Genomic DNA, 21,733 nt, shown 5'->3' with positions numbered 1-21,733 from the left:
AACTGCGTGAATGAACCCGCAAGATTAATACTCAAATTAAACCAATTTAGGGATGGAAAAACATGAAAAAACTTAACATCACTAAACAATTAGCTTGTCTTGTGGGGCTATTATTCGTGCTGTTTGGCGTCATTGTTTATGGCCAACTGAATTCCCTTTATAATACAATTTACAACCAACGCTTCAATATGCTTGAGCAACAGGTTTCAAGTGCGATATCTGTGTTGAATACATTCTACCAGCGCGAACAGTCGGGGGAGATGTCCCGCCAAGATGCTCAGGCCGCAGCTTTCAAAATCATCGAAAAAATGAAGTATGAACCGAACGGATACTTTATCGGATATGATTACAATACCGTTCAGCTGTTCAAGGACGGCTCCAAGAGTATCGGTCAAAACCAATACAATCAGCAGGACAAAACCGGTAAGTTCATGACCCGGGAGCAGGTCGAAAAAGGCATTGCCGGTGGTGGGAGAACCATTTTTTATTGGCCGAAAGCAGGCCAGCCTGACGACAAACTCTTCATGAAGGGCAACTATTCAAAGGCTTTTGAGCCTTGGAAAATTGTGGTTGCGACTGGTGTCTATATTGATGATGTCGCTGATGAATTTTGGACAGAGGCGACAAAGGTCGTCGGACTTTGCTTAGGTGTTTTTGTCGTTGCTATTGGCATGTCCTACCTTCTGATCCGAGGCATATCTCGCCCGCTTCGTAACATTCACAATGCTCTCGAAGCGGTTGCCGATGAAAATGTCTCAATCACCATCCCGCACACCGATATGCGCAATGAAGTTGGGATGATGGCGAAAGCCACCAAATCGCTTCAGGAAAAGGTGCGCGAGCGCCACGCGATGGTGGAGCGCCAAAAGCAACAGCAGCATGAACTGGATAGCGAACGCCACACCAATCTGGAGCGTCAAGCTGCTGAGGCCCGTGAACAGGCCCACGCCGTCTCCACCATCGGCGTTTCGCTGGAGCAATTGGCCAAGGGCGACCTCACGGTCCGTTGTGCCGATCTTGGCTCAAAATATGAAACTCTACGCCATAACTTCAATGATGCTCTCACCCGTCTGGAACAGGCCATGGGCCGTGTCAGCCTGAAAGGCAATGACATCGCCGTCAGCAAGGAAGAAATCCGCCGCGCCTCTGGCGATCTGGCCCAACGCACCGAGCGCCAGGCAGCCAACCTTGAAGAAACATCCGCGGCTTTGGATGAATTGACTGTTGCCATTCGCCAAACGGCCGATGGAGCGAAGGAAGCGGCAAACCGCGTCCAATCCGTCAGCAAGGAAGCCCAGCAGAGCGATGGCATTGTGGAGCACGCCATTGAAGCCATGAGCGGCATTGAAAAATCCTCGGAAGAGATCACCAAGATCATTGGCGTGATTGATGAGATCGCCTTCCAGACCAACCTGCTTGCTCTCAATGCGGGCGTTGAAGCCGCACGGGCTGGCGAAAGCGGCAAGGGCTTTGCAGTGGTGGCGCAGGAAGTGCGCGAACTGGCCCAACGCTCTGCAGCCGCCGCTAAAGAGATCAAGGACCAGATTGCCCGTTCATCAGCACAGGTTAATGAAGGCGTGCAGCTTGTTGGTAAAACCGGGGAAGCGTTGAAGCGAATCTCCAACCAGATCACCGAAGCAAACGAGGTGGTTGCCCGCATTGCCGCAAGCGCTGCCGAGCAGGATACCACCATCCGCTCTATCTCATCTGCCTTGAACCAGCTCGACACAGCCACCCAGCAGAATGCGGCGATGGCGGAAGAAACCACAGCCTCTGCTGAGGTGTTGGCCAATGACACTGGCGATCTGCTCGAGCTTATTCAGGGCTTCAAAGTCTCAGGCCAGAGCGGCCAATTGCATGGCATGGCCCAGCAGATGCGCCGGGCAAGTTAAACGCACAACTTCATTTAAAACCTACAGCGCCGTGCGCCATACATGGCGTACAGCGCTGTGCGCCATACATGGCGTACGGCGCTGTAACACTTTTAATCGGCTGCATAATTTTCTCCTTAAATCGGTTCCGATTTAAGGAATTATGCAGTAAAGCCGCCGGAGCAATTCGGTGGCTTTTGCCTTTCAGGGCGACTTACTGTTTCTGCGTCCAGCACATCAATCTCGTGATCCGAGAAGACAGCTACCCCAGCCCGCTTCAACAAGGCCGCAGTGACACCAAAGCCGGGATGGCGGGTGCCAGAAAATGAGCCATCATAGATAAAGCCGGAGCCACAAGATGGGCTGCCATCAATCAGCAGCGCATAGCGACATTGGTTTTGCAGCGCAATTTCTACCGCTTTTTGCCCGCCAGCCACAAATGCTGCGGTGACATCGCCGCCGGTGATTTCCAACACACGGGCGCGGCCTTGCAAAACATCGTCGCCGCTTGCACCCTGTTCAATTTCGGCAGGGGGACGCGGCGTGGGCATGCCGCCAGCCTGTTCGGGGCAAAACTCTACCAAACGCCCCTCGGCGCGCCATCGCTCAATTGTGGGGTGGTTGAGCAGCTTGCCCTTGCCATCATAACGCACCGGGCGGCCCATAAGGCAGGCGCTGATCAGGATTTTATCCATTGTTCCCGCCTTCTTTTAATAGCGTCACGGTTGAGGGCTTTTAAAGCCCCCTCCCCAGCCCTCCCCACAAGGGGGAGGGAGTCTGTTGCAATCCACCTTAGCCGATATTTTCCTATAGAAACCAATGGGATAACGCCAAGCGATCAACGCGCTCGACCTGCTCCCTCCCCCTTGTGGGGAGGGTTGGGGAGGGGTTTGTTGACGCCGCGTTTAGCCCCCAATCTTGGAGAAATCCGCAACCGTCGCGGTGGCTTCACGAATGGCCTTCAACAAGGCCAGACGATTGGCGCGGATGGCGTTATCCTCATCATTTACCAGCACATCTTCAAAGAACTTATCCACCGGTGCGCGCAGAGTGGACAGTGCCTGCATGGCAGAGCGGAAATCTTCCTTGGCCACCGCCTCACTTGCCGCCTTGGTGGCCTCAGTGACAGCGGCAAACAGCGCCTTTTCCGCATCCAGCTTCAACAGCGCGTCCGATACGCCATCGGCCACAACCGTGCCCTTCTTTTCCTCAGCGGCCAGAAGCTGGGTGGCGCGCTTGGTGCCTGCCAGGAGGTTCTTGCCATCTTCCGAGGTGATGAAGGCGGTCAAAGCTTCGGCGCGGCGGGCGACCATCAGCAGATCATCGGCCTCAGGTGTCAGCACGGCATCAATGATGTCGTGGCGGGCACCTTGGTCGCGCAGGTAGACTTTCAGGCGGTCGTGGAAGAAGGAGAGGAGGTCAGCATCCTTTGCCACAGTCAAAAGCGGCAAGCGAACATCTTTTTCCAGCAAAATACGCACAACACCCAAAGCCGCACGACGCAGAGCAAACGGATCTTTCGAACCCGTCGGCTTTTCATCAATCGCCCAGAAACCAATCAGCGTATCCAGCTTATCGGCAAGAGCTACGGTAATCGCCACCTTATCCGATGGCAGGCGATCGGATGGGCCTTGCGGCTTGTAATGATCCTCAATCGCGGCGGCGATGCTCTCATTCTCACCCTGCAATGTCGCATATTTCCGGCCCATCAGGCCTTGCAGTTCGGGGAACTCGCCAACCGCTTCGGTGCGCAAATCGGCTTTGGCCAGCACCACGGCGCGATCCACCAGAGCCTCATCGGCACCCACAATCGGAGCCAAAACCTTGGCGAGAGCGCGAATGCGGGCGACGCGCTGGCCTTGGCTGCCGAGCTTGGCGTGGAAGGTCACGTTCAGTGCGTCCAGCTTGGCCATGCGCTGATCCAGCGGCTTTGCCAGATCGAGGTTGAATTTGGCAGCCGAGGCTTCCAGCGTTTCCAGATCGGGCAGATTGCCCTGGTCGCGCTTCCAGAAATGCAGGGCATCGGACAGGCGGGCGCGCACGACCTTGCCATTGCCATGCATGATTTCCGCACCGCCATCATGGGCGGCGATGTTGGAAATCAGGATGAAATGGTTGGAGAGTTTTTCCGCCTCGCCAGTCGGGCGGCAGACAAAACACTTCTGGTTGGTCTTGATAGTCAGGCGGATGATTTCGGCTGGAATCGACAGATAATCAGCCTCAAACGTGCCGAGCAGCACTTGCGGATATTCGACCAGACCGGAGACTTCTTCCAGCAGGCCCTCGTCTTCCACCAGTTCCAAGCCGTTAGCGAAAGCAATGTCACGGGCATCGTGCAGGATCATATCCTTGCGGCGCTCGGCATCCAGAACCACCTTGGCCTTGGCAAGGCTTGCTGCGTAATCATCAAAGCGCTTGACGGTAATCGCCTCTGGCGCGTGGAAACGGTGGCCGTAGGTGATGTTGGAGGCCACAATGCCGTCGATCTCAAACGGAATCACCGCCACTTCATCATGCTCGGAGCCAAAGGTGCAGACGATGGATTGCAGCGGGCGCACCCAGCGCAGGCTTTCCGACCCCTTGCCCTCAATGCCGCCAAAACGCGAACCTTTTGGCATAGAGGCCGCGCCAGAGCGCATGGATTTTGGCCACGGGAAGCTGCGGATAATACCCGGCATCACATCGGTGATGATCTCTTCTGCGCTGCGGCCCGGCTTATCGATATAGGCGACATAAAAATCACCCTTTTTCGGATCGGTCTTGACCACGGCCTGATCAATCGAATCCAGCCCAGCGCCGCGCAAAAAGCCTTCAATGGCCTTTTCCGGCGCAGACACGCTCGGTCCCTTTTTCTCTTCCTTCACATCGGCAGAGCGGGCGGTGAGGCCGCGAATATCCAGCGTGAGGCGGCGCGGCGTCCAATATTCCCGCGCCCCTTCATAGGTCAATCCTGCATCCACCAGCGCATCGGTGACGAGCTTTTTCAAATCACCCGCTGCTTTACGCTGCATACGCGCGGGAATTTCCTCGGAGCGAAGTTCGAGCAAAAGATCAGGCATGGGTGAACTCCTCAGCGCATATGCTGTTTTCTGTTTTGCTCGTCCTCGCGCCTGTGGCGCTGCGGGTGGGCGGCGTCGCAGGGATTTCTTCAGAGCGGAGTTCAAGCAGAAGATCGGGCATAGGACTGACTTTACCGTTGGCTTTACGTTGCAGCCGACTTAGCAAGCCTGAAGGGAAAAGTCATCCATACAATGCAGGCAAAATGCCGCTCAACGGCGGCATTTCACAATCGCATCATCAATTTGCGGACAGCATTGCCTGCTGCAAAAGATCATTGCGAACTTTGTTCTTTTGCTCAGCAACCATGCCCGGAATGAGGAACGCATCCACCAACGCCCAGACACCAACAACGATCAGCAAAATAAAGCCGATCCCGACGACAGACAAAATAACACCAAAAATGGACAAAAGCATCATCGCAATTGCCGAGCCTTTGCGACCAAGATAAAATCGATGCCCACCCAAATAACCAACAAAAAACCAAAGCAGATAGCTTGCGCCAATAGACTTGGCTTCGTTGGTAACTCTTTGTTCGATCAGAATTTGTTGTTCAGTTGATACAGCCATGATTGCCCCCATATTCGGAGAGGGCAATTTATTTGATGCCGAATGAGACCGCAATCAGAGTTTGCAATCTCATCGGCCTGACGATCATTATACAGTGGGAAACCTGACAGGCACTATCCTTGCTGATACTCAACCCCCAAGGATGCCAGCGCATCCCAATAGCTGGGATAGGTTTTGGCAACGCAGCCGGGGTCCAGAATGGTGATACCGCCGATTTTCAGGCCCGCCAGCGCAAAGCTCATGGCAATGCGGTGATCGGCAAAGGTGTCGATCTCGGCGGGCAAGGTCTGGCCGATCAGGGATGGGTCGGCAGCCACGATCAGGTCATCGCCTTCTTCGGTGGCCAAGCCTTCGCGGATGTTGTTCAGCCCGGTGGAAAGCGCCCGGATGCGGTCGCATTCCTTGACGCGCAGGTTGGCGATGCCAACAAAACGCACCGGAGTTTTGTTAAAGGCCGCCAGCACGGCGATGGTGGGAATGGCGTCTTGCATCTGGCTGCCGTCAATCACCGCTGGCATATTTGGAAAGGCCGAGATTACGTCATAGGCCTTGGCGTCCGGCTGGGTGAAATCGGTGGCGGGTGTGCCGATGTCGATCTTGCCTGCGCTCAGCACCTCCGCTCCCCAGAGATAGGTGGCGGCAGAGGCATCTGGCTCGATGTGGAAATCGGTGGCAGTGTAGCCGGTGGGAGCGACGCGCCAGACGGAACTTGAGGGCTGGTCGATCTTCGCACCAAAGGCGCGCATGGCAGAAAGCGTCAGATCAATATAGCCTTTTGCGCCAATATCGGCACCGGCAAGCTCGATTTCAAAAGCTTCACCGGCACAGGCAGCCGCCATCAGCAGGGCCGAGACATATTGGCTGGAGAGGCCCGCATCAATCACCACCCGGTTTTTCTTGAATGCGCCATTGGCATCAATGGCAACCGGCGGGCAACCGCTGGGGGCGGCAATGGCAACGCCAAGTGATTGCAAAGCTTCGACCAGCGGCAGAATGGGGCGTTTGCGCATATGCTCATCGCCATCCACGGTGAAGCGGCCTTTCGCCAAGGCTACGGCAGCCGTCAAAAAGCGGGTGGCGGTGCCTGCATTGCCCAAAAACAGCGGCGCATTTGGCTCTTTCCATTCGCCCGTGCTGGTGACGACAAAGGTGGTGGCGTCGGGCTCGTCCACGGTCACGCCCATGGCGCGCAGGGCTTCGGCCATATAGCGGGTGTCGTCGCTTTTCAACGCACCGGTGAGTTTGCTGGTGCCCTTGGCCAGCCCTGCCAAAAGCAGCGCCCGATTGGTGATGGATTTGGAGCCGGGCGGGCTGACGTGGCCCTTCAACGCATGGGTGATGGGCAAAATGGTCAGCTTGTCTTCACGAAGCAGGTTTTGGGTCATGCAAAAGTCCATCCGGTCAGGCATTTGGTCAGGTCGTGTTCAGGTTGCGAGAGCGCAAGAGCAATGCGCTCAGCATGTTTAGTTCAGATGCAGCCGGGCGGCACGGGTCTCCTGCGCCTCAGCAATCCGACGGATATAAGCGTCCATCGCCAGCAGCAACAGCAGTGTGACGATACCGCTCACGGCGGCAATGTGCATCAGGTTCTGGCCGCTGATCTCACCCGCAAAAGCACTTGCCGACGTATTGGCAAGATAAAAGAACAGCCCGTCACTCAACAGATTGAGAATGCCGATGCCCCAGGCCAGAACAGGAATGTCGCGGTCTGGCTCGGCATCGGCCAGCGATTGCGGATCCTTGGTGGTCGCATTGGCGAGTTCCATCAACCCAAACGGCACAAACAGCAAGTTCAGCACCGGCGCGAACCATAAAACCGTGATCGAAAAGGCTCCAAAGCGCATTTTCTCACCGTGACCCAGAAGGGCGACAAAACGGCACGACAGCCAAAGCCAACCGAACCACAACACCAGCCCTAGCACCTGAAACACAACGATGCCGCTGTCCATTGGCCCGGCCCATGATGCCATGATCTGCACCAGCCAGCCATTGACGCCAGTGGAGATGGCGGCGCCGGTTGCCTCCACCACATATTGCACCCAGGCTGTGTAAAGGTAAAACGGCACCAACAGCATATAAAGCGCACCGGTGATGACGGCACAGAACAGCCAGCCGCGCCGCAACCACATCAATTGTGTCAGGAGGGCATCAAGCTGCATGGGCCACCCTCATCTTGACATCTTCACGCAGCCGCAATGAAATTTGCGCCACCGGCATCGGTGAGCAAAAATGCCTCGCCGCAGGCCTTGGCCAGCGTGCGCACCCGCAGGATATAGCTCTGGCGCTCTGTGACCGAAATCACGCCGCGCGCATCCAGCAGATTGAACACGTGAGATGCCTTGATGCACTGGTCATAGGCCGGAAACACGCATTTGTGCAGGCGCTGATTGTCGTTGCCGCCGGGAGCGCCCGCAGCCAGCAAGGCCTGACATTCTTTTTCAGCATCGGTGAAATGGCGCAGCAGCATCTCGGTGTTGGCGAATTCAAAATTATGGCGGGAATATTCCTGCTCGGCTTGCAAAAACACATCGCCGTAGGAAATCTTCTCTTCGCCTTCGCGGCCATTGAAGTTCAGGTCATAAACATTGTCCACGCCCTGCACATACATGGCCAGACGCTCCAGACCATAGGTCAATTCACCGGCCACCGGCGAGCATTCAATGCCGCAAACCTGCTGAAAATAGGTGAACTGCGACACTTCCATGCCGTCGCACCAGCATTCCCAGCCCAGACCCCAAGCACCCAGCGTCGGGCTTTCCCAATCGTCCTCCACAAAACGCACATCGTGCAGCAGCGGATCAAGACCAATGGCCTTCAATGATCCGAGGTACAGCTCTTGCAGGTTGGATGGGTTTGGCTTCAGAATCACCTGATATTGGTAATAGTGCTGCAAACGGTTGGGGTTTTCGCCATAGCGGCCATCAGACGGGCGGCGCGAGGGCTGAACATAGGCAGCCTTCCACGGCTTTGGGCCAAGCGCGCGCAGCGTGGTGGCTGGATGGAATGTACCCGCACCCACTTCCATATCATAGGGCTGCAACACGGCGCAGCCTTTATCGGCCCAGTAATTGTGCAACGTCAGAATCAGCGCCTGAAACGAGCGCTTTGGGTCCATATGGGGGGCGGGTGAATTCGTCATTGGAACCTGCATCACTTTACTTACCCCATCCCCGACAGATGTCGCTTTGATGGGCTTGTGTCAATCTTGATCCCTGACCTGCCACGGCGGATCATTCTGGTCAAGCCGTGTGCGCCATGTGGCGCTCACAGATCCGTTGATTGATCGAGCCGCCCTTGCAACGAAAACACCACACCCGAAGGAACAAAACCGATCACCGCTGTGCCATGAAACAGATCCGCCACGGCCCGCTCGGTCAATTTTGAGCCGAATCCCCGCCGTGTTGGCGCTATCACCAAAGGCCCACCTGTCTCCGTCCAGGAGAGGGAAAACTGGTTTTCCGTATCCAGATTCCAGCAGATCGACACCTGACCGCCCGGGGCTGACAAGGCCCCATATTTGGTGGCGTTGGTGGCCAACTCGTGCAGCGCCAAGGACAGACCCAGCGCCTGCCGGGCCGACATCAGCAATTTTGGCCCGCTGAACACAAACCGATCGGGCTCACTGCGATGCGGCTCGACGGCATTTTCTGCAATCATCGCCAAATCCGCCGCCGCAATGCTAACGCCGGTGAGCAAATCTTGCGCTTTTGCCAAAGCACGAATCCGCCCTGAGACAACGACTGCCACTTCATCAATACACTCTGAGCTGCGAATCGACTGGCTGACAATGGATTGCACCATGGCCAGCGTGTTTTTCATGCGGTGGGCCAGTTCGCTGTTCAACAATCGCAGTTCCTGCTCATAGGCCTGATGCCGAACAAGATGCGCCTGCACCTCTTCGTAGCTCTTTTGCAAGGCCTCCCGCCCAGCCACAATTTTGGTGGTTTCAGTGACAATATTCAAAATGCCCTCAATGGCCCCGCCATCGCCATAGAGCGGACTGTAGGAAAAGGTCCAGTAAGTCTGCTCTTCATAACCGTTGCGGGTCATGATCAATGGCATGTCTTCCATCCAGGTTGGTTCACCGGACAGAGCGCTGTTCACAAAGGGCAGAACATCATGCCAGACGTCCGACCAAATCTCCTGAAACGGTCGGCCCAAGGCCTTGCCGCGCCGCAGGCCCAGAATGGGCAGGTAGGCATCGTTGTACAATTGCAGCAGATCAGGCCCCCACCAAAAGCACATGGGCTGCTTGGAAGACAACATCATGCGCAAAGTGGCCTTCAGAGAGGCCGGCCATGTTTCAATCGGCCCAAGCGAGGTTTCGGCCCAACCGAATGTGCGAATTTCTTCGGCGGTCTCTCCGCCAATGGCCAGAAAATCGTCGGTGCTGACCAGCCTTGCAGATGCAGGCCAGGCTTGTTTCACGCCTGAAAAAGACAATGCCTTCGCTCCCTGTTTTCTGCTCGATGCAGCTCAACGTCTCTCAAGACATTGCTTTATTTCATGACGATAAAAGCAGATGTAATTTAATGCGCATTTGCAATAAAAATCAACAGGTTTCCAAGGGGATCGATGAGCGCGCAGGCCCTTGAATGTTGCAAGTCCGGGCTTTATCTCCTAGCCCCGCATCGTCGTATCGTTGAACGAAACCTTATGAACACGGCACTGTCATGCAAGCAGCAGTCAGATTTAAGCCGACCGTTGCTCGCTTTATGCGTCTTCGAGTGTATCTTGCCACGTGTCGTTTGAGCAAATCGTTTCGCTTGAAAGCAATTCCAGGAAAAGTGTGAAACGGCTTTCCGTCGGGAAATGGGTTAAAACAAAAGCCTAGAGCGTGTCCATGAACCACTCTCACAGTACCCGACACAAACGCCTTTATGTGCCGTTTACCCCCCTCTGGCTTGCCAGCCATCTCCCCCACAAGGAGGGAGATCGGATAGGCGCTCCCGCTCGTTTCTCACAATGAACTCGTGATTTCCGACACATAGGACGTATGCTGTTGAGCAAAAGGGCTGCTTTTGTCGATCTCCCTCCTTGTGGGGGGAGATGCCCGGCAGGGCAGAGGGGGGTGAGCTATACGGTAAAACCTATGCGTCGTGTACTGTGACCCGCTCTAATCATCATCCTTGATGCGGTATTCGCCGGTTTTAGGATCTTTTACCAGCGTTGCAATGGCACCCGTTTCGCGCTCGCGCTCTTTCTGGCGCGTGCGGCGCGCCAGCTTTTCAGCATCTTGGGTAAATCGGCGATAGTACCAATAAACAACTCCGATCAGGAGCAGGAAGAAGACAATGCGCGTCATGTCAGTTGTTTGCTTTCAGAGTCCGAAACGCGCCCACAATGCCCTGTCTTCGATGGTTTCCGCAAGCCCGGAAGCGGCAGCCGCCGCCAAATGATCGGCTTTAGCAAAGGAGGAAATGCCGGGCCGGGTCTTCCCAAACAAGCCCCGATTGGCAGAGATCAATTCAAGCTTGGCACTCTTGCCATAGCGCGCCTTGATAGTTTCGCGCAAACTGCCAAGTCCATCAATCAAGCCCAGTTCAAAGCTCCTGCGACCGGTCCAGAACAGGCCGGAAAACACTTGCGCATCATCGACCAGACGAATGCCGCGGCGCTCTTTGACCATGGTGATGAAAACGTCGTGAATATCGAGCTGAAGGGTCTTCAAATATTCGATATCGCTGGCTTTTTCGGGCTGAAACGGGTCCAGCATCACCTTGTTTTCGCCAGCGGTATAAACGCGCCGCTCAACGCCCAGCTTCTTCAACAGCTCTGGAAAGCCGAAGCCGCCAGACACCACACCAATGGAGCCAACAATTGAGGTTGGATCGGCAATGATCTCGTCACCGGCAATCGCAATCATATAGCCACCCGAGGCGGCAACATCCTCGACAAACACCAGAACGGTCTTGTTATGCTCCTCGGCCAATGTGCGAATGCGCTGGTAAATCATGCGTGATTGCACCGGAGAGCCACCGGGAGAATTGATGGTCAGCGCCACCGCCGGGCTATCCTTGTGCTTGAATGCCTTTTCCAGCAGAGGCCCCACGCTTGCCAGATTGAGCGCCGGGCGAAACCGGCTGCCGCCGCTCATGATCGCGCCATGCAATTGCACCACGGGAATAATCAGCTCAGCTTTGCGAAACTTCTTCGGAATCAATCGCTTCAACAAACCCGCCATATCGTGCAACCTTCCTGCAATTATCTTTGCAATCTCATGTAAGAGATGGCGCGGCAAACACAATAAGCACCGTGCATTTTGCTCACCTCAGATGACTTTGTTGTTGATGCGCGCATAACCGGTGCGGCCATTGCTGAGGTCATCCACTTGCGGCAAAAAGGCGTGGCTATCTGCCCCATGCATAAACAGCGGGCTGCGAAAGGCAAGCCTTGCCTTTGAGCCCTTGATGGCGGTCAGCAGCAGCCGAATGGCGCTTTCCCCTTCACGCGGATGGATCAAGGTGATTTCAATGCCGCCAAAGCGCTTGCCGCAGGCGGCGATAATCTCGGCAATCGATTGCGGCCGGGCAATCAGCGATAATTGCCCGCCGGGCCGCACAATGGCACCCGCCGTGCGCAGCCAATTCTCAAACACATCGCCTTGCATGGCATGGGCCTCGGCTTTCAGACTGTCCGGTGTTGGCCGATCGCGGCCATCATTAAACGGCGGGTTCATGATCACATGATCAAAGGCATTATCCAGCAGGCCCGCCGCATGACGAGCCTTGCCGGTCAGGGTGACATCAGCGGCGATCAGGCTGACACGGGAACAGAGGGGGGCGTTTTCGGCCAGCGCCAGTGTTTTCTCGGCGTAAGTCAGCATCTCAGAGGAACGCTCCACCAGAGTCACATGGGCTTGCGGCAGGCGCGATGCCACCGCAAGGCCAGCACCGCCTGCCCCTGCCCCGAGATCGACAACACGAACAGGACGTTCATCATCAATCAGCGATGCCAGCAGCATGGCATCCATGCCTGCGCGATGGCCGCGCCCTTTGGGCTGCACCAGATAGAAACGGCCGCGATGAAAGGCATCCACCGTTTCATAGGGTGTTTCATTCAGTCCGGCCTTTTGGTCTGTCACACATCACCTTTTCGCAATTCATGCTCCAGACCCGCATCAATCAAAATGCGCCGCGCTTTCACCTCCTGATCGGCCACCACCAGAAAGCGACGGGGCAAAAGCCCGAGTGATCCTTCCAGAATGCTCATCGACTGATCGGCAATCAGGCATTGTATGCCGGCATCTTTCATCAGACTCTCAGCAAATGACAGCAAAACGGGATCATTGGTTCGAATTATTTCCAGCATGCGCTGATAAGTCCTATCAAATCTGCGGGATACGGTAATTCCGCTCTTGCCCCGCCGCCACAGGCTTTTTATGCTAAACGAGACGCGATGAAACCTTTTTTATCCGAAGGCCCATTGAAACGTAGTTTCAACTGGCCATTAGAGTTAAACTATGGTCATGGCAATGTGGGGTAAACAGGAGTCCGATACCTTGGGTGCAGTGATACCGCTTGGTGAGAAGAAAAACAAACAGGCCTCGGTGACGCCTCTGGTGGATTTGACCAGAAGCAGCATGGAGCGCGTCAACCAATTGATTCTGTCCAAGGCTGGTTCGGACGTTGAAATGATTCCCGAGGTGGCCAACCACCTGATTTCGTCTGGCGGCAAGCGTTTGCGCCCCATGCTGACACTGGCCTCTGCCGCCATGTTTGGCTATGAAGGTGAGCATCACATCAAGCTGGCCACCAGCGTGGAATTTCTGCACACCGCAACACTTCTGCATGACGATGTGGTGGATGAAAGCGACCTCAGACGCGGCAAATCCACCGCCCGCATGATCTGGGGCAATCAGGCCAGCGTGCTGGTGGGCGACTTTCTGCTCGGTCAGGCCTTTCGCATGATGGTGGACGTTGGCTCGCTCGATGCATTGGATGTTTTGTCAACGGCGGCTTCAGTGATTGCCGAGGGCGAAGTGTTGCAGCTGTCTGTTGCCAAAAACATGGAAACCACTGAGGACGATTATCAAGCCGTCATCCGTGCCAAGACAGCCGCCCTGTTTGCCGCCGCCGCCGAAGTGGGGCCGATTGTGGCAGGCACCGACCGCGCAACCCGCAATGCGCTGAAATCTTACGGCATGAATCTTGGCCTTGCCTTTCAGCTGGTCGATGACGCGCTGGATTATGGCGGCAAGGCGGCGGAGCTTGGCAAAAACACCGGCGACGATTTCCGCGAAGGCAAGATTACCCTGCCGGTGATCTTGTCGTATCGGCGCGGCAATGAAACTGAGCGTGCATTCTGGCGCGACGCCATTGAAGGCGGCAACAGCAGCGATGCCAATCTCGAAAAAGCCATGGGCTTGATTACCAAATATAATGGCCTCTCAGACACCGTTGCCCGCGCCATCCATTATGGCGATGTTGCGCGGGATGCGCTGGCCCCCGTGCCGGACAGCCCCTGGAAGGACGCTCTCATGGATGTGATCGATTTTTGCATTGAGCGGGTCAGTTGAGCCATTTTTCGAGCCGCTTACTCAAAAAAGCCATGCTTTCTCCATCACGTGGATTCGTGACCCTGGAGCATGGCTCCTATATCAGAAGGCAGGCGTCGCTTCTTGAAAGCTATCCTTAGGATGGCCTTTTGAGACTGTGCCTGAATACAAGATTTCCCGATCCGGCCCAAAGGGACCGGTGATCATGGTTGAAAGGCTTTTTCATGCGGCAGATGTTTGCCAAACGCTTCACGACCGGCACGGCGCTCCTGCTCTTGGCCTCACTCAGTGGTGCCATTTTCCTCAGCCCCGTTGTTGCTGATGCCAAAACCGAGGACGTGGCAAAACCTGCTTCCGCTCCCCTTGATCTGGACAGTATCGACACGTTCTCTGGGGCTTACCTGGCCGCACGCACCGCAAATTCTGATCGGGATTTTGAAAATGCCGTGCCGCTCTATGAAAAGGCGTTGCGCTTTCAACCTGCCGATCTGGAAATTCGCGAAAGCCTGATGCTGTCGCTGTTCATGGCTGGCCGCTTTGATGAAGGCGTGAAATATGCCTATGAGTTGCGCAAAGACAAAGCAGTTGAGCGCATCACCACCGTTGCCCGCGCTTTGAACGACATCAAGGACCAGAAATACAAATCAGCCGAAAAGATTTTGGCGTATAAAGGCCCGAATGATCTCGACCGCCTGACCAACGCGCTGCTTCAGGCCTGGGCCAAAGCGGGCTCTGGCCACCCCAAGCAAGCCATGGCTGACTTGGACAAGCTGAAAGGCCCAAGCTGGTACGGCATTTTCAAAAATTATAACGCAGGCGTCATGGCCGCAATGGTGGGTGACACCCAGAAAGCCCGCACCTATCTTACGTCCGTCGTGACCGACCGCGAAGGCGGCTCCACAGCGCCTGACACGTTCTTGCGCGCCGTTATTGCCCTTGCAACGCTGGAAGCCAAGGATGGCAACAAGCAAAAGGCGCTGGACACCATCGCCGCTGGCGAAGCGCTGATCAACAATTACGCGCCCTTCAAGGCCATGCGCGAAGCCATTGAAAAGGGCAATGTGCCCGCACCTCTGGTGACCAATGTTCAAGAGGGTGCCGCCTCTGTTCTGTTTTCGCTGGGTGGCGCACTGAACCGTCAGGGTGCGCAAGACACGGTTGCGCTTTATCTGCAATTGTCACGGGCGCTCGCCCCCAAAAGCGCTGACATGCTGATCATGCTGGGTGGCATTGCCGAGGGCAACAAACAGACCGAACAGGCCATTGCGCTTTACAAGCAGGTGCCTGCCGATTCGCCCATGCTGCGCATCTCTGAAATGCAGCTGGGTATTGCGCTTGCCGAAACCGGCAAAGTGGATGAGGCCAAGGCCCATTTGAAGTCGCTGATTGCCTCTGACCCTTCGGATATTCGCAGCTATCTGGCCTATGGCAGCGTGCTGTCGGATTCCAAGGACTATAAGGAAATGGCCGCCAACTATGACAAGGCGGTCGAGGTTCTGGGGCCAAATCCGGACAAAAACCAATGGCCGGTGTTTTTCCAGCGCGGTATTGCCTATGAGCGTTTGAAAGAATGGGACAAGGCAGAGCCGAACTTCAAAAAAGCACTGGAATTGAACCCCAATCAGGCGCAGGTTCTCAACTATCTTGGCTATTCATGGGTTGATCGCAACACCAACCTGCAAGAAGGCCTCGAAATGATCAAGAAGGCCGTCGAGCTTAAGCCCGATGACGGCTATATCGTCGATTCACTCGGCTGGGCTTACTTCCGTCTCGGTCGTTTTGATGAGGCCGTTACCGAACTGGAGCGGGCGGTGCAGCTCAAGGCAGGCGATGCCACCATCAACGACCATCTGGGCGATGCCTATTGGCGCGTTGGCCGCAAGCTGGAGGCCACATTCCAGTGGCGTCAGGCGCTGGCCTTCAAAGCCGATCCGGAATTGAACCTGACTGAAACCATTCAGCACAAGCTGGAACATGGCTTGCCAGACCTGCCACCCGGCCCGACAACGGCGGATGCCAAGCCTGCTGTTGCACCCGAGACCGCGCCTGCGCCCGAAGCAGCCCCAGCGGCCAAGCCATCAGTGACTGAACCTGAGAAAACGGAACCTGCGGCACCTGAGCCGAAGGCTGCGCCTGCTGACAAGCCTGAAAACGCCAAACCAACCGAGGAAAAGCCAGCACCGGCTGAGGCCCCCAAACCTGCACCGGTTGAGCCTGAGAAAAAATCATAAGGCATCAAGCCAGTCGGTGACGCCTTATGCGTGAATATCGTGAAAACGCACCCGCCAAGATCAATCTGGCGCTGCATGTGACCGGACGTCGAGAAGATGGCTATCATCTTCTCGACACGCTGGTGACATTCGCAGACAGGGGCGATGTGATTACGGTGCGCGATGCGGATCAGGACGCCTTGACGCTTTCTGGTCCCTTCTCCCATCTGCTGGAAGCCGAAACGCTCCAAAATAACCTCGTGCTCAAGGCGCGCGATGATTTACGCGAAACATTAAAGATCAGGGGCATTACCACCCGCCCCGTGGCCATCCATCTGGAAAAAAACCTGCCGATTGCTTCTGGTATTGGCGGTGGCTCGGCCGATGCCGCAGCAACGCTGCGCGCCCTGCTGAAGCTTTGGAATGCTGATCTTCCTGCCCCCAATCTTCAGGCCATGGCGCTAAGGCTTGGAGCTGATGTGCCCATGTGCCTTCGCAGCATACCGCTTCGCGCAACCGGCATTGGGGATGCGGTTTTGCCGCTGCCAACACTGCCGCGCTTTGGCATGATACTGGGCAATCCGCTCAAGACGGTTTCCACGCCATCGATCTTCAAGGCTTTGACGCGGCGCGATTATCCACCCATTGGCCCCCTTCCCTCCACCTCAAACCAGAATGATTGGCTGAAAGCTCTTGGCGACATGCGCAACGATCTTGAGCCCGTGGCGCGCCAGCTCTGCCCGGAGATTGCTGCCCTCGCCCAGCTCATTTCTGACACGGGTGCGGAGCTGACACGCATGTCGGGCTCGGGTGCGACATGTTTTGGTCTTTACCAAACCCTCGAAAAGGCGGAAAAGGCAGTAGACACCCTTCAGGCAATCAAGCCTGAATGGTATTTCCAGGCCGTCCATTCGGTTTCAGAGGTGTGACATGTCAGAACAGAGTGATTCACGCGAATTTATTGCCCTTGGCATTGCCGTTCTCACCGTGTCGGACAGCCGCTCGCTGGCCGATGATCGATCCGGCGACGTGCTGGAAGGTCGCATCAAAGCGGCAGGACATACGCTGATCGACCGCGCCATCATTCCCGATGATGCTGACCGGATTGTCAATCAGGTGCGGGCGTGGACGCTTGCAGATAGCGTCGATGTGGTTATCACCACCGGAGGCACTGGTTTCACCGGTCGCGATGTGACGCCAGACGCGCTGGAACCCCTGTTTGAAAAGCGCATGGACGGCTTTTCAGCGGTTTTCCATCGCATTTCCTTTGATAAAATCGGCACATCCACCATCCAGTCGCGCGCAACGGCGGGCCTTGCCAACAATACCTTCATCTTCGTGCTGCCGGGCTCCCCGGGTGCCTGCAAAGATGCTTGGGATGGCATTTTGCAATATCAGCTGGATTATCGCCACAAGCCCTGCAACTTCGTGGAAATCATGCCCCGGCTTGATGAACATATGCGCCGCAAAAACGGATAGAGCGTCTGAATCCCACATATGCCAGATTTTAGGCCCTTGGGCGCGCCGGTCGCGCCGCCCATGCGGGCACCATCTCGCTGGATAGAGCCTGACCTTTCAGCCCCGCCACCAGATCCGTCAGTTTCATGCCACTTTTGGCGATCGACATGGCTTGTACTTTACGCAGCAGAAATCCGCGCTCCAGCAGCGGTGGTCTGCGGGCCATTCTCTTCAACAATGATTGCCGATGAGCGCGCGACGGTGAAAACCGCGCAGGCGTGCTGTTTAAAGAGACATATTCGGCAATTTCATCAATCCAGCCCTGGCTTGGCCTTGCCCCCGGCTCAACCAGCAGCAACCACTCCCCGCGGGCAGCGGTCAGCACGTCGCGCAGATCCCAGGTGACGTGATAACGGCAGCCAGCGGCATCGGCTATTTTGGAGATGCCTTCGTGAGAGCCGTTATCGAGCACCACGACATCAGACACAATTCCTTCGACGGCTCCTGCAACAAGAGCCGACAAGGTCTGCGCCAATTCGCTTTCCTGATCGAAACATTCAATGATAACTGTTAACATTGATAGGTCATATCGCATTGCACCCATGTTTTCCAGCACGCGCCACATGCTGATGTTCAAATTTCATTGAATACGCCAGCTCCCGACCGCACAAGAGCGCACATGATTTTTGTTCTTGCATTGTTCTCATTTTCACGCTAAATCTCTTGATACATGGAAAGGCTGCTTGGCCTGTCAGGAGTTCACAATGACCGTTTTGTCTGATGTCAGGCAGGCTGCCTTTCAGCCTGCCAATACGGCAGATATTGCCGATGCACTGATGGCCGCCTCTGGCCTTCGGGTTGATGGCGAACGCAGGCGAGGCCGCGGCGCGAGCCTGAACCCGACGGGACGTTTCGAGCGGCTGGAGCGCGAAGACGTTGATGACGGCTGGAACAGTCTCGAAGATCTGGCACCCTTTCGCACGGAAACGCAGGTCGAGCGTCCCAAAACCGTCATTAGCCGCAATGACTCGCCAGACCTTCCGTTTGATCGCTCGGTCAATCCTTATCGTGGCTGCGAACATGGTTGCATCTATTGCTATGCGCGGCCAACGCACAGCTATATGGGCCTGTCAGCCGGGCTTGATTTTGAGGCCAAGCTGTTTGCCAAGCCCGATGCGCCAAAGCTTCTGGCTCGCGAGCTTTCCAAGCCCGGTTACAAGCCACGCACGCTTGCCATTGGCACCAATACGGATCCCTATCAGCCGATTGAAAAAGAATGGCGGATCATGAGGCAATTGCTGGAAGTGTTGATGGAGGCCAACCACCCTGTTGCCATCATCACCAAATCTGCGCTGGTGTTGCGTGACATTGATATTCTGGCACCAATGGCCGAAAAGGGACTGGCCAAGGTGAGCTTGTCCGTCACAACACTGGATCGCAAACTGGCCCGCACGATGGAGCCACGGGCGGCCACGCCAACCAAACGGTTGGAGGCCATCCGGGGGTTGCGAGAAGCAGGCATTCCCACCAGCGTTCTCGTCTCGCCCTTGATCCCGGCGCTCAACGACCACGAGTTGGAACGGATTTTGGACGCAGCCCAGGCAGCGGGTGCCACAGAGGCCAGCTATATCCTGCTCCGCCTGCCGCTGGAGGTCAGTCCGCTGTTTCGTGATTGGTTGCTTCAGCATTACCCAGACCGCTACCGTCATGTGATGTCGCTGGTGCGCTCGATGCGCGACGGCAAGGATTATGATGCGGATTTCAGCCGCCGCATGAAAGGCACAGGCCCCTACGCCTGGCAGATCAACCGCCGGTTCGAAATGGCCACCAAGCGCCTTGGTCTGGGCAGACGCAGTATGCAATTGCGTGACGATCTGTTTGTGCCGCCGCATGGCAGTGGCGTGCAGTTGTCGCTGCTGTAAGCGCCTCTGCCTGATTTTCTTTGCAAGCTTCACGGGGCCACCTCGCCGCATAAGGTGGCCTCTTGAAAAGACCGGTGCATCCGCCGCCGCAAACCGGTCTGTTCCTGCCCTGTTGGTGATTGTGGTGCCAAGGCTCCCCTGCCCCGCACCCTTTGCCGACAGGCAGGTGACGTCTTTTTCCTCAAGTCGGAGTATTCCGAAGATAAGCACACTCCATCTGGCCGGTGACATGCTTTTCGCTCACGACAACAACAGACTTCCAGGATAACAGACTTGCGGGATAAAGGCTGATGTGCGAGGTCTCACTCATGCCAAAACATATCTCGCCTGATCATCCTGATTTTTTCACTGTCCCTGAAACCGGGCCGGATTTTTCGCTGGAAACACTGGCACAAAAGCGCGGTCTATGGCCAGTTGCTGGCACGGATGAGGCTGGCCGGGGCCCGCTGGCGGGGCCGGTTGTTGCAGCCGCCGTCATCCTCGACGGTAACGCCATCCCGGTTGGCCTTAACGATTCGAAAAAGCTCACGGCTCGTCGCCGCGAAGCGCTCTACGAGGAAATCCTTGCAACAGCGACCGTTTCTATCGCCTCTTCAGGTGCCAATCACATTGACCGGCGCGACATCCGCAAAGCCAGTCTGGATGCCATGCGCCGCGCTGTGGCGGGCCTGACGCTCGTTCCCGCCCATGTGCTGTGTGACGGCCGCGATGTACCACCGGGATTGATTTGCAGTGGCTCGGCCGTGATCAAAGGCGACGCGCGCTCTCTTTCCATCGCCGCCGCCTCCATTATTGCAAAAGTCATGCGAGACCGCATGATGGAACGGGCCGCAAAAATCTACCCGGCCTATGGCTTCGATGCCCATGCTGGCTATGGCACCAAGACCCATCTTCAGGCGATCGTCGACAATGGCCCCTGCATCCTTCATCGCATGAGCTTTCGCCCTTTGCGTCAAGAATAGGCGAGATATTTCCGCGCGCTTTCACATACGCGCGGCAATTTCTCTTTTGTGTCATCATTCCACAGCAAAACGAGACCGGTTTAAGCGTTAACCGTTGCGGAATGCATAGCCGTAACCATTCAGCGCTGGTGCGCCGCCGAGATGGGCGTAAAGCACTTTCGAGCCTTCCGGGAAGTAGCCTTTTTTGACCAGATCGATCATGCCCTGCATGGATTTACCCTCATAGACCGGATCAGTGATCATACCTTCCAGACGGCCAACGAGACGGATTGCCTCTTTGGTTTCCTCGGAAGGTACCCCGTAAACGGGATAGGCATAATCCTCAATCAGCACCACATCTTCGGCGGTGATTTCCCGTCCCAGCTTCACCAGATCCGCAGTTCGTTTGGCAATCGCAAGAACCTGCTCTCTCGTCTGTTGCGGTGTAAACGACGCATCAATGCCAATCACGCGGTTGGCACGGCCATCCTTGGCGAAGCCCACCGTCATGCCTGCATGGGTCGATCCCGTGACGGTGCAGACCACGATATAATCAAACTTAAAGCCCAGCTCTTGTTCTTGCGCCCGCACCTCTTCCGCAAATCCAACATAGCCCAATCCTCCGTAAGGGTGCACCGATGCTCCCGCCGGGATGGGATAAGGCTTACCACCACTAGCCTTTACGTCCTCAATAGCGTCTTCCCAGCTTTTGCGAATGCCAATGTCAAAGCCGTCGTCCACCAGACGCACATCCGCACCCATAATCCGTGACAGCATGATATTGCCGACCCGGTCATAAACGGCGTCTTCATGCGGAACCCAGGCTTCTTGCACCAATCGGCATTTGAAGCCGATCTTGGCAGCCACCGCCGCAATCATGCGGGTATGGTTGGATTGCACCCCGCCAATCGACACCAGCGTATCGGCACCCGAGGCGATGGCGTCTGGAATGATATATTCCAGCTTGCGCAATTTATTGCCACCAAACGCCAGACCCGAATTGCAGTCATCGCGTTTGGCATAAAGCTGCACTTTGCCACCAAGATGCGCACTGAGCCTGTCGAGCTTTTCAATATGCGTTGGACCGAACGTGAGGGGATAGCGTTCAAAAGCGTCAAGCATCGGACATCCTTTCGTTTGAAGATGCCAAACGCTAGACTTTTTTCAATGAAAGGTGCTTTCTATTTTGAATAGCATATTATTGTAT

At 55.9% G+C, this 21,733-nt stretch carries 19 protein-coding genes and 1 pseudogene; 7 read left to right on the top strand and 13 right to left on the bottom strand.

The window, feature by feature from the left end:
• The first annotated feature begins 62 nt into the window (after positions 1–62).
• On the top strand, positions 63–1,892 hold the full coding sequence (locus tag E6C51_RS08895) for a methyl-accepting chemotaxis protein (RefSeq protein ID WP_190235696.1): 1,830 nt from the start codon (positions 63–65) through the stop codon (positions 1,890–1,892).
• A gap of 140 nt (positions 1,893–2,032) precedes the next feature.
• Here E6C51_RS08895 and E6C51_RS08890 read toward each other — a convergent pair whose 3' ends face one another.
• The 11 genes from E6C51_RS08890 to E6C51_RS08840 form a co-directional block, all read right to left on the bottom strand.
• Positions 2,033–2,566, bottom strand: a complete 534-nt coding sequence (locus E6C51_RS08890) for a DUF523 domain-containing protein (protein WP_190235695.1) — start codon at positions 2,564–2,566, stop codon at positions 2,033–2,035.
• Positions 2,567–2,776: 210 nt separating this feature from the next.
• On the bottom strand, positions 2,777–4,930 hold the full coding sequence (gene glyS / locus E6C51_RS08885) for a glycine--tRNA ligase subunit beta (RefSeq protein ID WP_190235694.1): 2,154 nt from the start codon (positions 4,928–4,930) through the stop codon (positions 2,777–2,779).
• A gap of 238 nt (positions 4,931–5,168) precedes the next feature.
• Positions 5,169–5,498 carry a TM2 domain-containing protein gene (locus tag E6C51_RS08880; RefSeq protein ID WP_146931542.1) on the bottom strand — a complete coding sequence of 110 codons (330 nt, stop codon included), beginning with the start codon at positions 5,496–5,498 and terminating at the stop codon, positions 5,169–5,171.
• Between the two features lie 113 nt (positions 5,499–5,611).
• Positions 5,612–6,883, bottom strand: a complete 1,272-nt coding sequence (gene aroA, locus E6C51_RS08875) for a 3-phosphoshikimate 1-carboxyvinyltransferase (protein WP_190235693.1) — start codon at positions 6,881–6,883, stop codon at positions 5,612–5,614.
• Between the two features lie 78 nt (positions 6,884–6,961).
• Entirely contained in the window at positions 6,962–7,657 is a 696-nt protein-coding gene (locus tag E6C51_RS08870) for a DUF4328 domain-containing protein (protein ID WP_190235692.1), read from the bottom strand.
• A 23-nt stretch (positions 7,658–7,680) separates the two neighbouring features.
• On the bottom strand, positions 7,681–8,613 hold the full coding sequence (locus E6C51_RS08865) for a glycine--tRNA ligase subunit alpha (protein WP_190235785.1): 933 nt from the start codon (positions 8,611–8,613) through the stop codon (positions 7,681–7,683).
• Positions 8,614–8,762: 149 nt separating this feature from the next.
• Positions 8,763–9,941 (bottom strand): PAS domain-containing sensor histidine kinase, encoded by a 1,179-nt coding sequence (locus tag E6C51_RS08860; RefSeq protein ID WP_230987151.1) that lies wholly within the window; start codon positions 9,939–9,941, stop codon positions 8,763–8,765.
• Positions 9,942–10,614: 673 nt separating this feature from the next.
• On the bottom strand, positions 10,615–10,803 hold the full coding sequence (locus tag E6C51_RS08855; protein WP_075638686.1) for a hypothetical protein: 189 nt from the start codon (positions 10,801–10,803) through the stop codon (positions 10,615–10,617).
• Between the two features lie 15 nt (positions 10,804–10,818).
• Positions 10,819–11,682 carry a S49 family peptidase gene (locus E6C51_RS08850; protein WP_190235691.1) on the bottom strand — a complete coding sequence of 288 codons (864 nt, stop codon included), beginning with the start codon at positions 11,680–11,682 and terminating at the stop codon, positions 10,819–10,821.
• Between the two features lie 87 nt (positions 11,683–11,769).
• The gene (locus E6C51_RS08845; RefSeq protein ID WP_230987149.1) at positions 11,770–12,582 is read right to left on the bottom strand and encodes a tRNA1(Val) (adenine(37)-N6)-methyltransferase; all 813 of its coding nucleotides are present in this window, start codon (positions 12,580–12,582) and stop codon (positions 11,770–11,772) included.
• Positions 12,579–12,809 carry a putative signal transducing protein gene (locus E6C51_RS08840; RefSeq protein ID WP_146931555.1) on the bottom strand — a complete coding sequence of 77 codons (231 nt, stop codon included), beginning with the start codon at positions 12,807–12,809 and terminating at the stop codon, positions 12,579–12,581. The genes E6C51_RS08845 and E6C51_RS08840 overlap by 4 nt, the downstream gene beginning before the upstream one ends.
• Positions 12,810–12,999: 190 nt before the next feature.
• On the opposite strand from E6C51_RS08840, the gene E6C51_RS08835 reads away from it, so the two are divergent.
• From E6C51_RS08835 to moaB, 4 genes and pseudogenes are all read left to right on the top strand, one after another.
• Positions 13,000–14,016 (top strand): polyprenyl synthetase family protein, encoded by a 1,017-nt coding sequence (locus E6C51_RS08835; protein WP_146931558.1) that lies wholly within the window; start codon positions 13,000–13,002, stop codon positions 14,014–14,016.
• A 203-nt stretch (positions 14,017–14,219) separates the two neighbouring features.
• Positions 14,220–16,061, top strand: a pseudogene (locus E6C51_RS08830) (tetratricopeptide repeat protein); the annotation flags it as partial.
• 191 nt (positions 16,062–16,252) lie between these two features.
• Positions 16,253–17,134: a 4-(cytidine 5'-diphospho)-2-C-methyl-D-erythritol kinase gene (locus tag E6C51_RS08825; protein WP_190235689.1), complete on the top strand. Its 882-nt coding sequence runs from the start codon at positions 16,253–16,255 to the stop codon at positions 17,132–17,134.
• A 1-nt stretch (position 17,135) separates the two neighbouring features.
• Positions 17,136–17,684 carry a molybdenum cofactor biosynthesis protein B gene (moaB, locus tag E6C51_RS08820; RefSeq protein WP_190235688.1) on the top strand — a complete coding sequence of 183 codons (549 nt, stop codon included), beginning with the start codon at positions 17,136–17,138 and terminating at the stop codon, positions 17,682–17,684.
• 28 nt (positions 17,685–17,712) lie between these two features.
• Here moaB and E6C51_RS08815 read toward each other — a convergent pair whose 3' ends face one another.
• On the bottom strand, positions 17,713–18,240 hold the full coding sequence (locus E6C51_RS08815; protein ID WP_190235687.1) for a glycosyltransferase family protein: 528 nt from the start codon (positions 18,238–18,240) through the stop codon (positions 17,713–17,715).
• A gap of 187 nt (positions 18,241–18,427) precedes the next feature.
• Here E6C51_RS08815 and E6C51_RS08810 point away from each other — a divergent pair, with 187 nt between their 5' ends.
• A complete protein-coding gene (locus E6C51_RS08810; RefSeq protein WP_146931571.1) occupies positions 18,428–19,585 on the top strand; it encodes a PA0069 family radical SAM protein in 1,158 nt (385 codons plus the stop codon).
• Positions 19,586–19,875: 290 nt separating this feature from the next.
• Entirely contained in the window at positions 19,876–20,547 is a 672-nt protein-coding gene (locus E6C51_RS08805) for a ribonuclease HII (RefSeq protein WP_190235686.1), read from the top strand.
• Positions 20,548–20,634: 87 nt separating this feature from the next.
• Here E6C51_RS08805 and E6C51_RS08800 read toward each other — a convergent pair whose 3' ends face one another.
• On the bottom strand, positions 20,635–21,648 hold the full coding sequence (locus E6C51_RS08800; RefSeq protein WP_190235685.1) for a 1-aminocyclopropane-1-carboxylate deaminase: 1,014 nt from the start codon (positions 21,646–21,648) through the stop codon (positions 20,635–20,637).
• Positions 21,649–21,733 lie beyond the last annotated feature (85 nt).

It is taken from the genome of Gillisella terrae, assembly GCF_004801395.1.
Lineage (GTDB): Bacteria > Pseudomonadota > Alphaproteobacteria > Rhizobiales > Rhizobiaceae > Allorhizobium > Allorhizobium terrae.
This window is presented reverse-complemented; position numbering and strand designations above follow the sequence as displayed.

Bases quoted from the DNA above. Each gene is read 5' to 3' on its own strand.
- E6C51_RS08895 (WP_190235696.1), top strand. From the start codon at position 63: ATGAAAAAACTTAACATCACTAAACAATTAGCTTGTCTTGTGGGGCTA.
- E6C51_RS08890 (WP_190235695.1), bottom strand. From the start codon at position 2,566: ATGGATAAAATCCTGATCAGCGCCTGCCTTATGGGCCGCCCGGTGCGT.
- glyS (WP_190235694.1), bottom strand. From the start codon at position 4,930: ATGCCTGATCTTTTGCTCGAACTTCGCTCCGAGGAAATTCCCGCGCGT.
- E6C51_RS08880 (WP_146931542.1), bottom strand. From the start codon at position 5,498: ATGGCTGTATCAACTGAACAACAAATTCTGATCGAACAAAGAGTTACC.
- aroA (WP_190235693.1), bottom strand. From the start codon at position 6,883: ATGACCCAAAACCTGCTTCGTGAAGACAAGCTGACCATTTTGCCCATC.
- E6C51_RS08870 (WP_190235692.1), bottom strand. From the start codon at position 7,657: ATGCAGCTTGATGCCCTCCTGACACAATTGATGTGGTTGCGGCGCGGC.
- E6C51_RS08865 (WP_190235785.1), bottom strand. From the start codon at position 8,613: ATGGACCCAAAGCGCTCGTTTCAGGCGCTGATTCTGACGTTGCACAAT.
- E6C51_RS08855 (WP_075638686.1), bottom strand. From the start codon at position 10,803: ATGACGCGCATTGTCTTCTTCCTGCTCCTGATCGGAGTTGTTTATTGG.
- E6C51_RS08850 (WP_190235691.1), bottom strand. From the start codon at position 11,682: ATGGCGGGTTTGTTGAAGCGATTGATTCCGAAGAAGTTTCGCAAAGCT.
- E6C51_RS08840 (WP_146931555.1), bottom strand. From the start codon at position 12,809: ATGCTGGAAATAATTCGAACCAATGATCCCGTTTTGCTGTCATTTGCT.
- E6C51_RS08825 (WP_190235689.1), top strand. From the start codon at position 16,253: ATGCGTGAATATCGTGAAAACGCACCCGCCAAGATCAATCTGGCGCTG.
- moaB (WP_190235688.1), top strand. From the start codon at position 17,136: ATGTCAGAACAGAGTGATTCACGCGAATTTATTGCCCTTGGCATTGCC.
- E6C51_RS08815 (WP_190235687.1), bottom strand. From the start codon at position 18,240: ATGTTAACAGTTATCATTGAATGTTTCGATCAGGAAAGCGAATTGGCG.
- E6C51_RS08810 (WP_146931571.1), top strand. From the start codon at position 18,428: ATGACCGTTTTGTCTGATGTCAGGCAGGCTGCCTTTCAGCCTGCCAAT.
- E6C51_RS08805 (WP_190235686.1), top strand. From the start codon at position 19,876: ATGTGCGAGGTCTCACTCATGCCAAAACATATCTCGCCTGATCATCCT.
- E6C51_RS08800 (WP_190235685.1), bottom strand. From the start codon at position 21,648: ATGCTTGACGCTTTTGAACGCTATCCCCTCACGTTCGGTCCAACGCAT.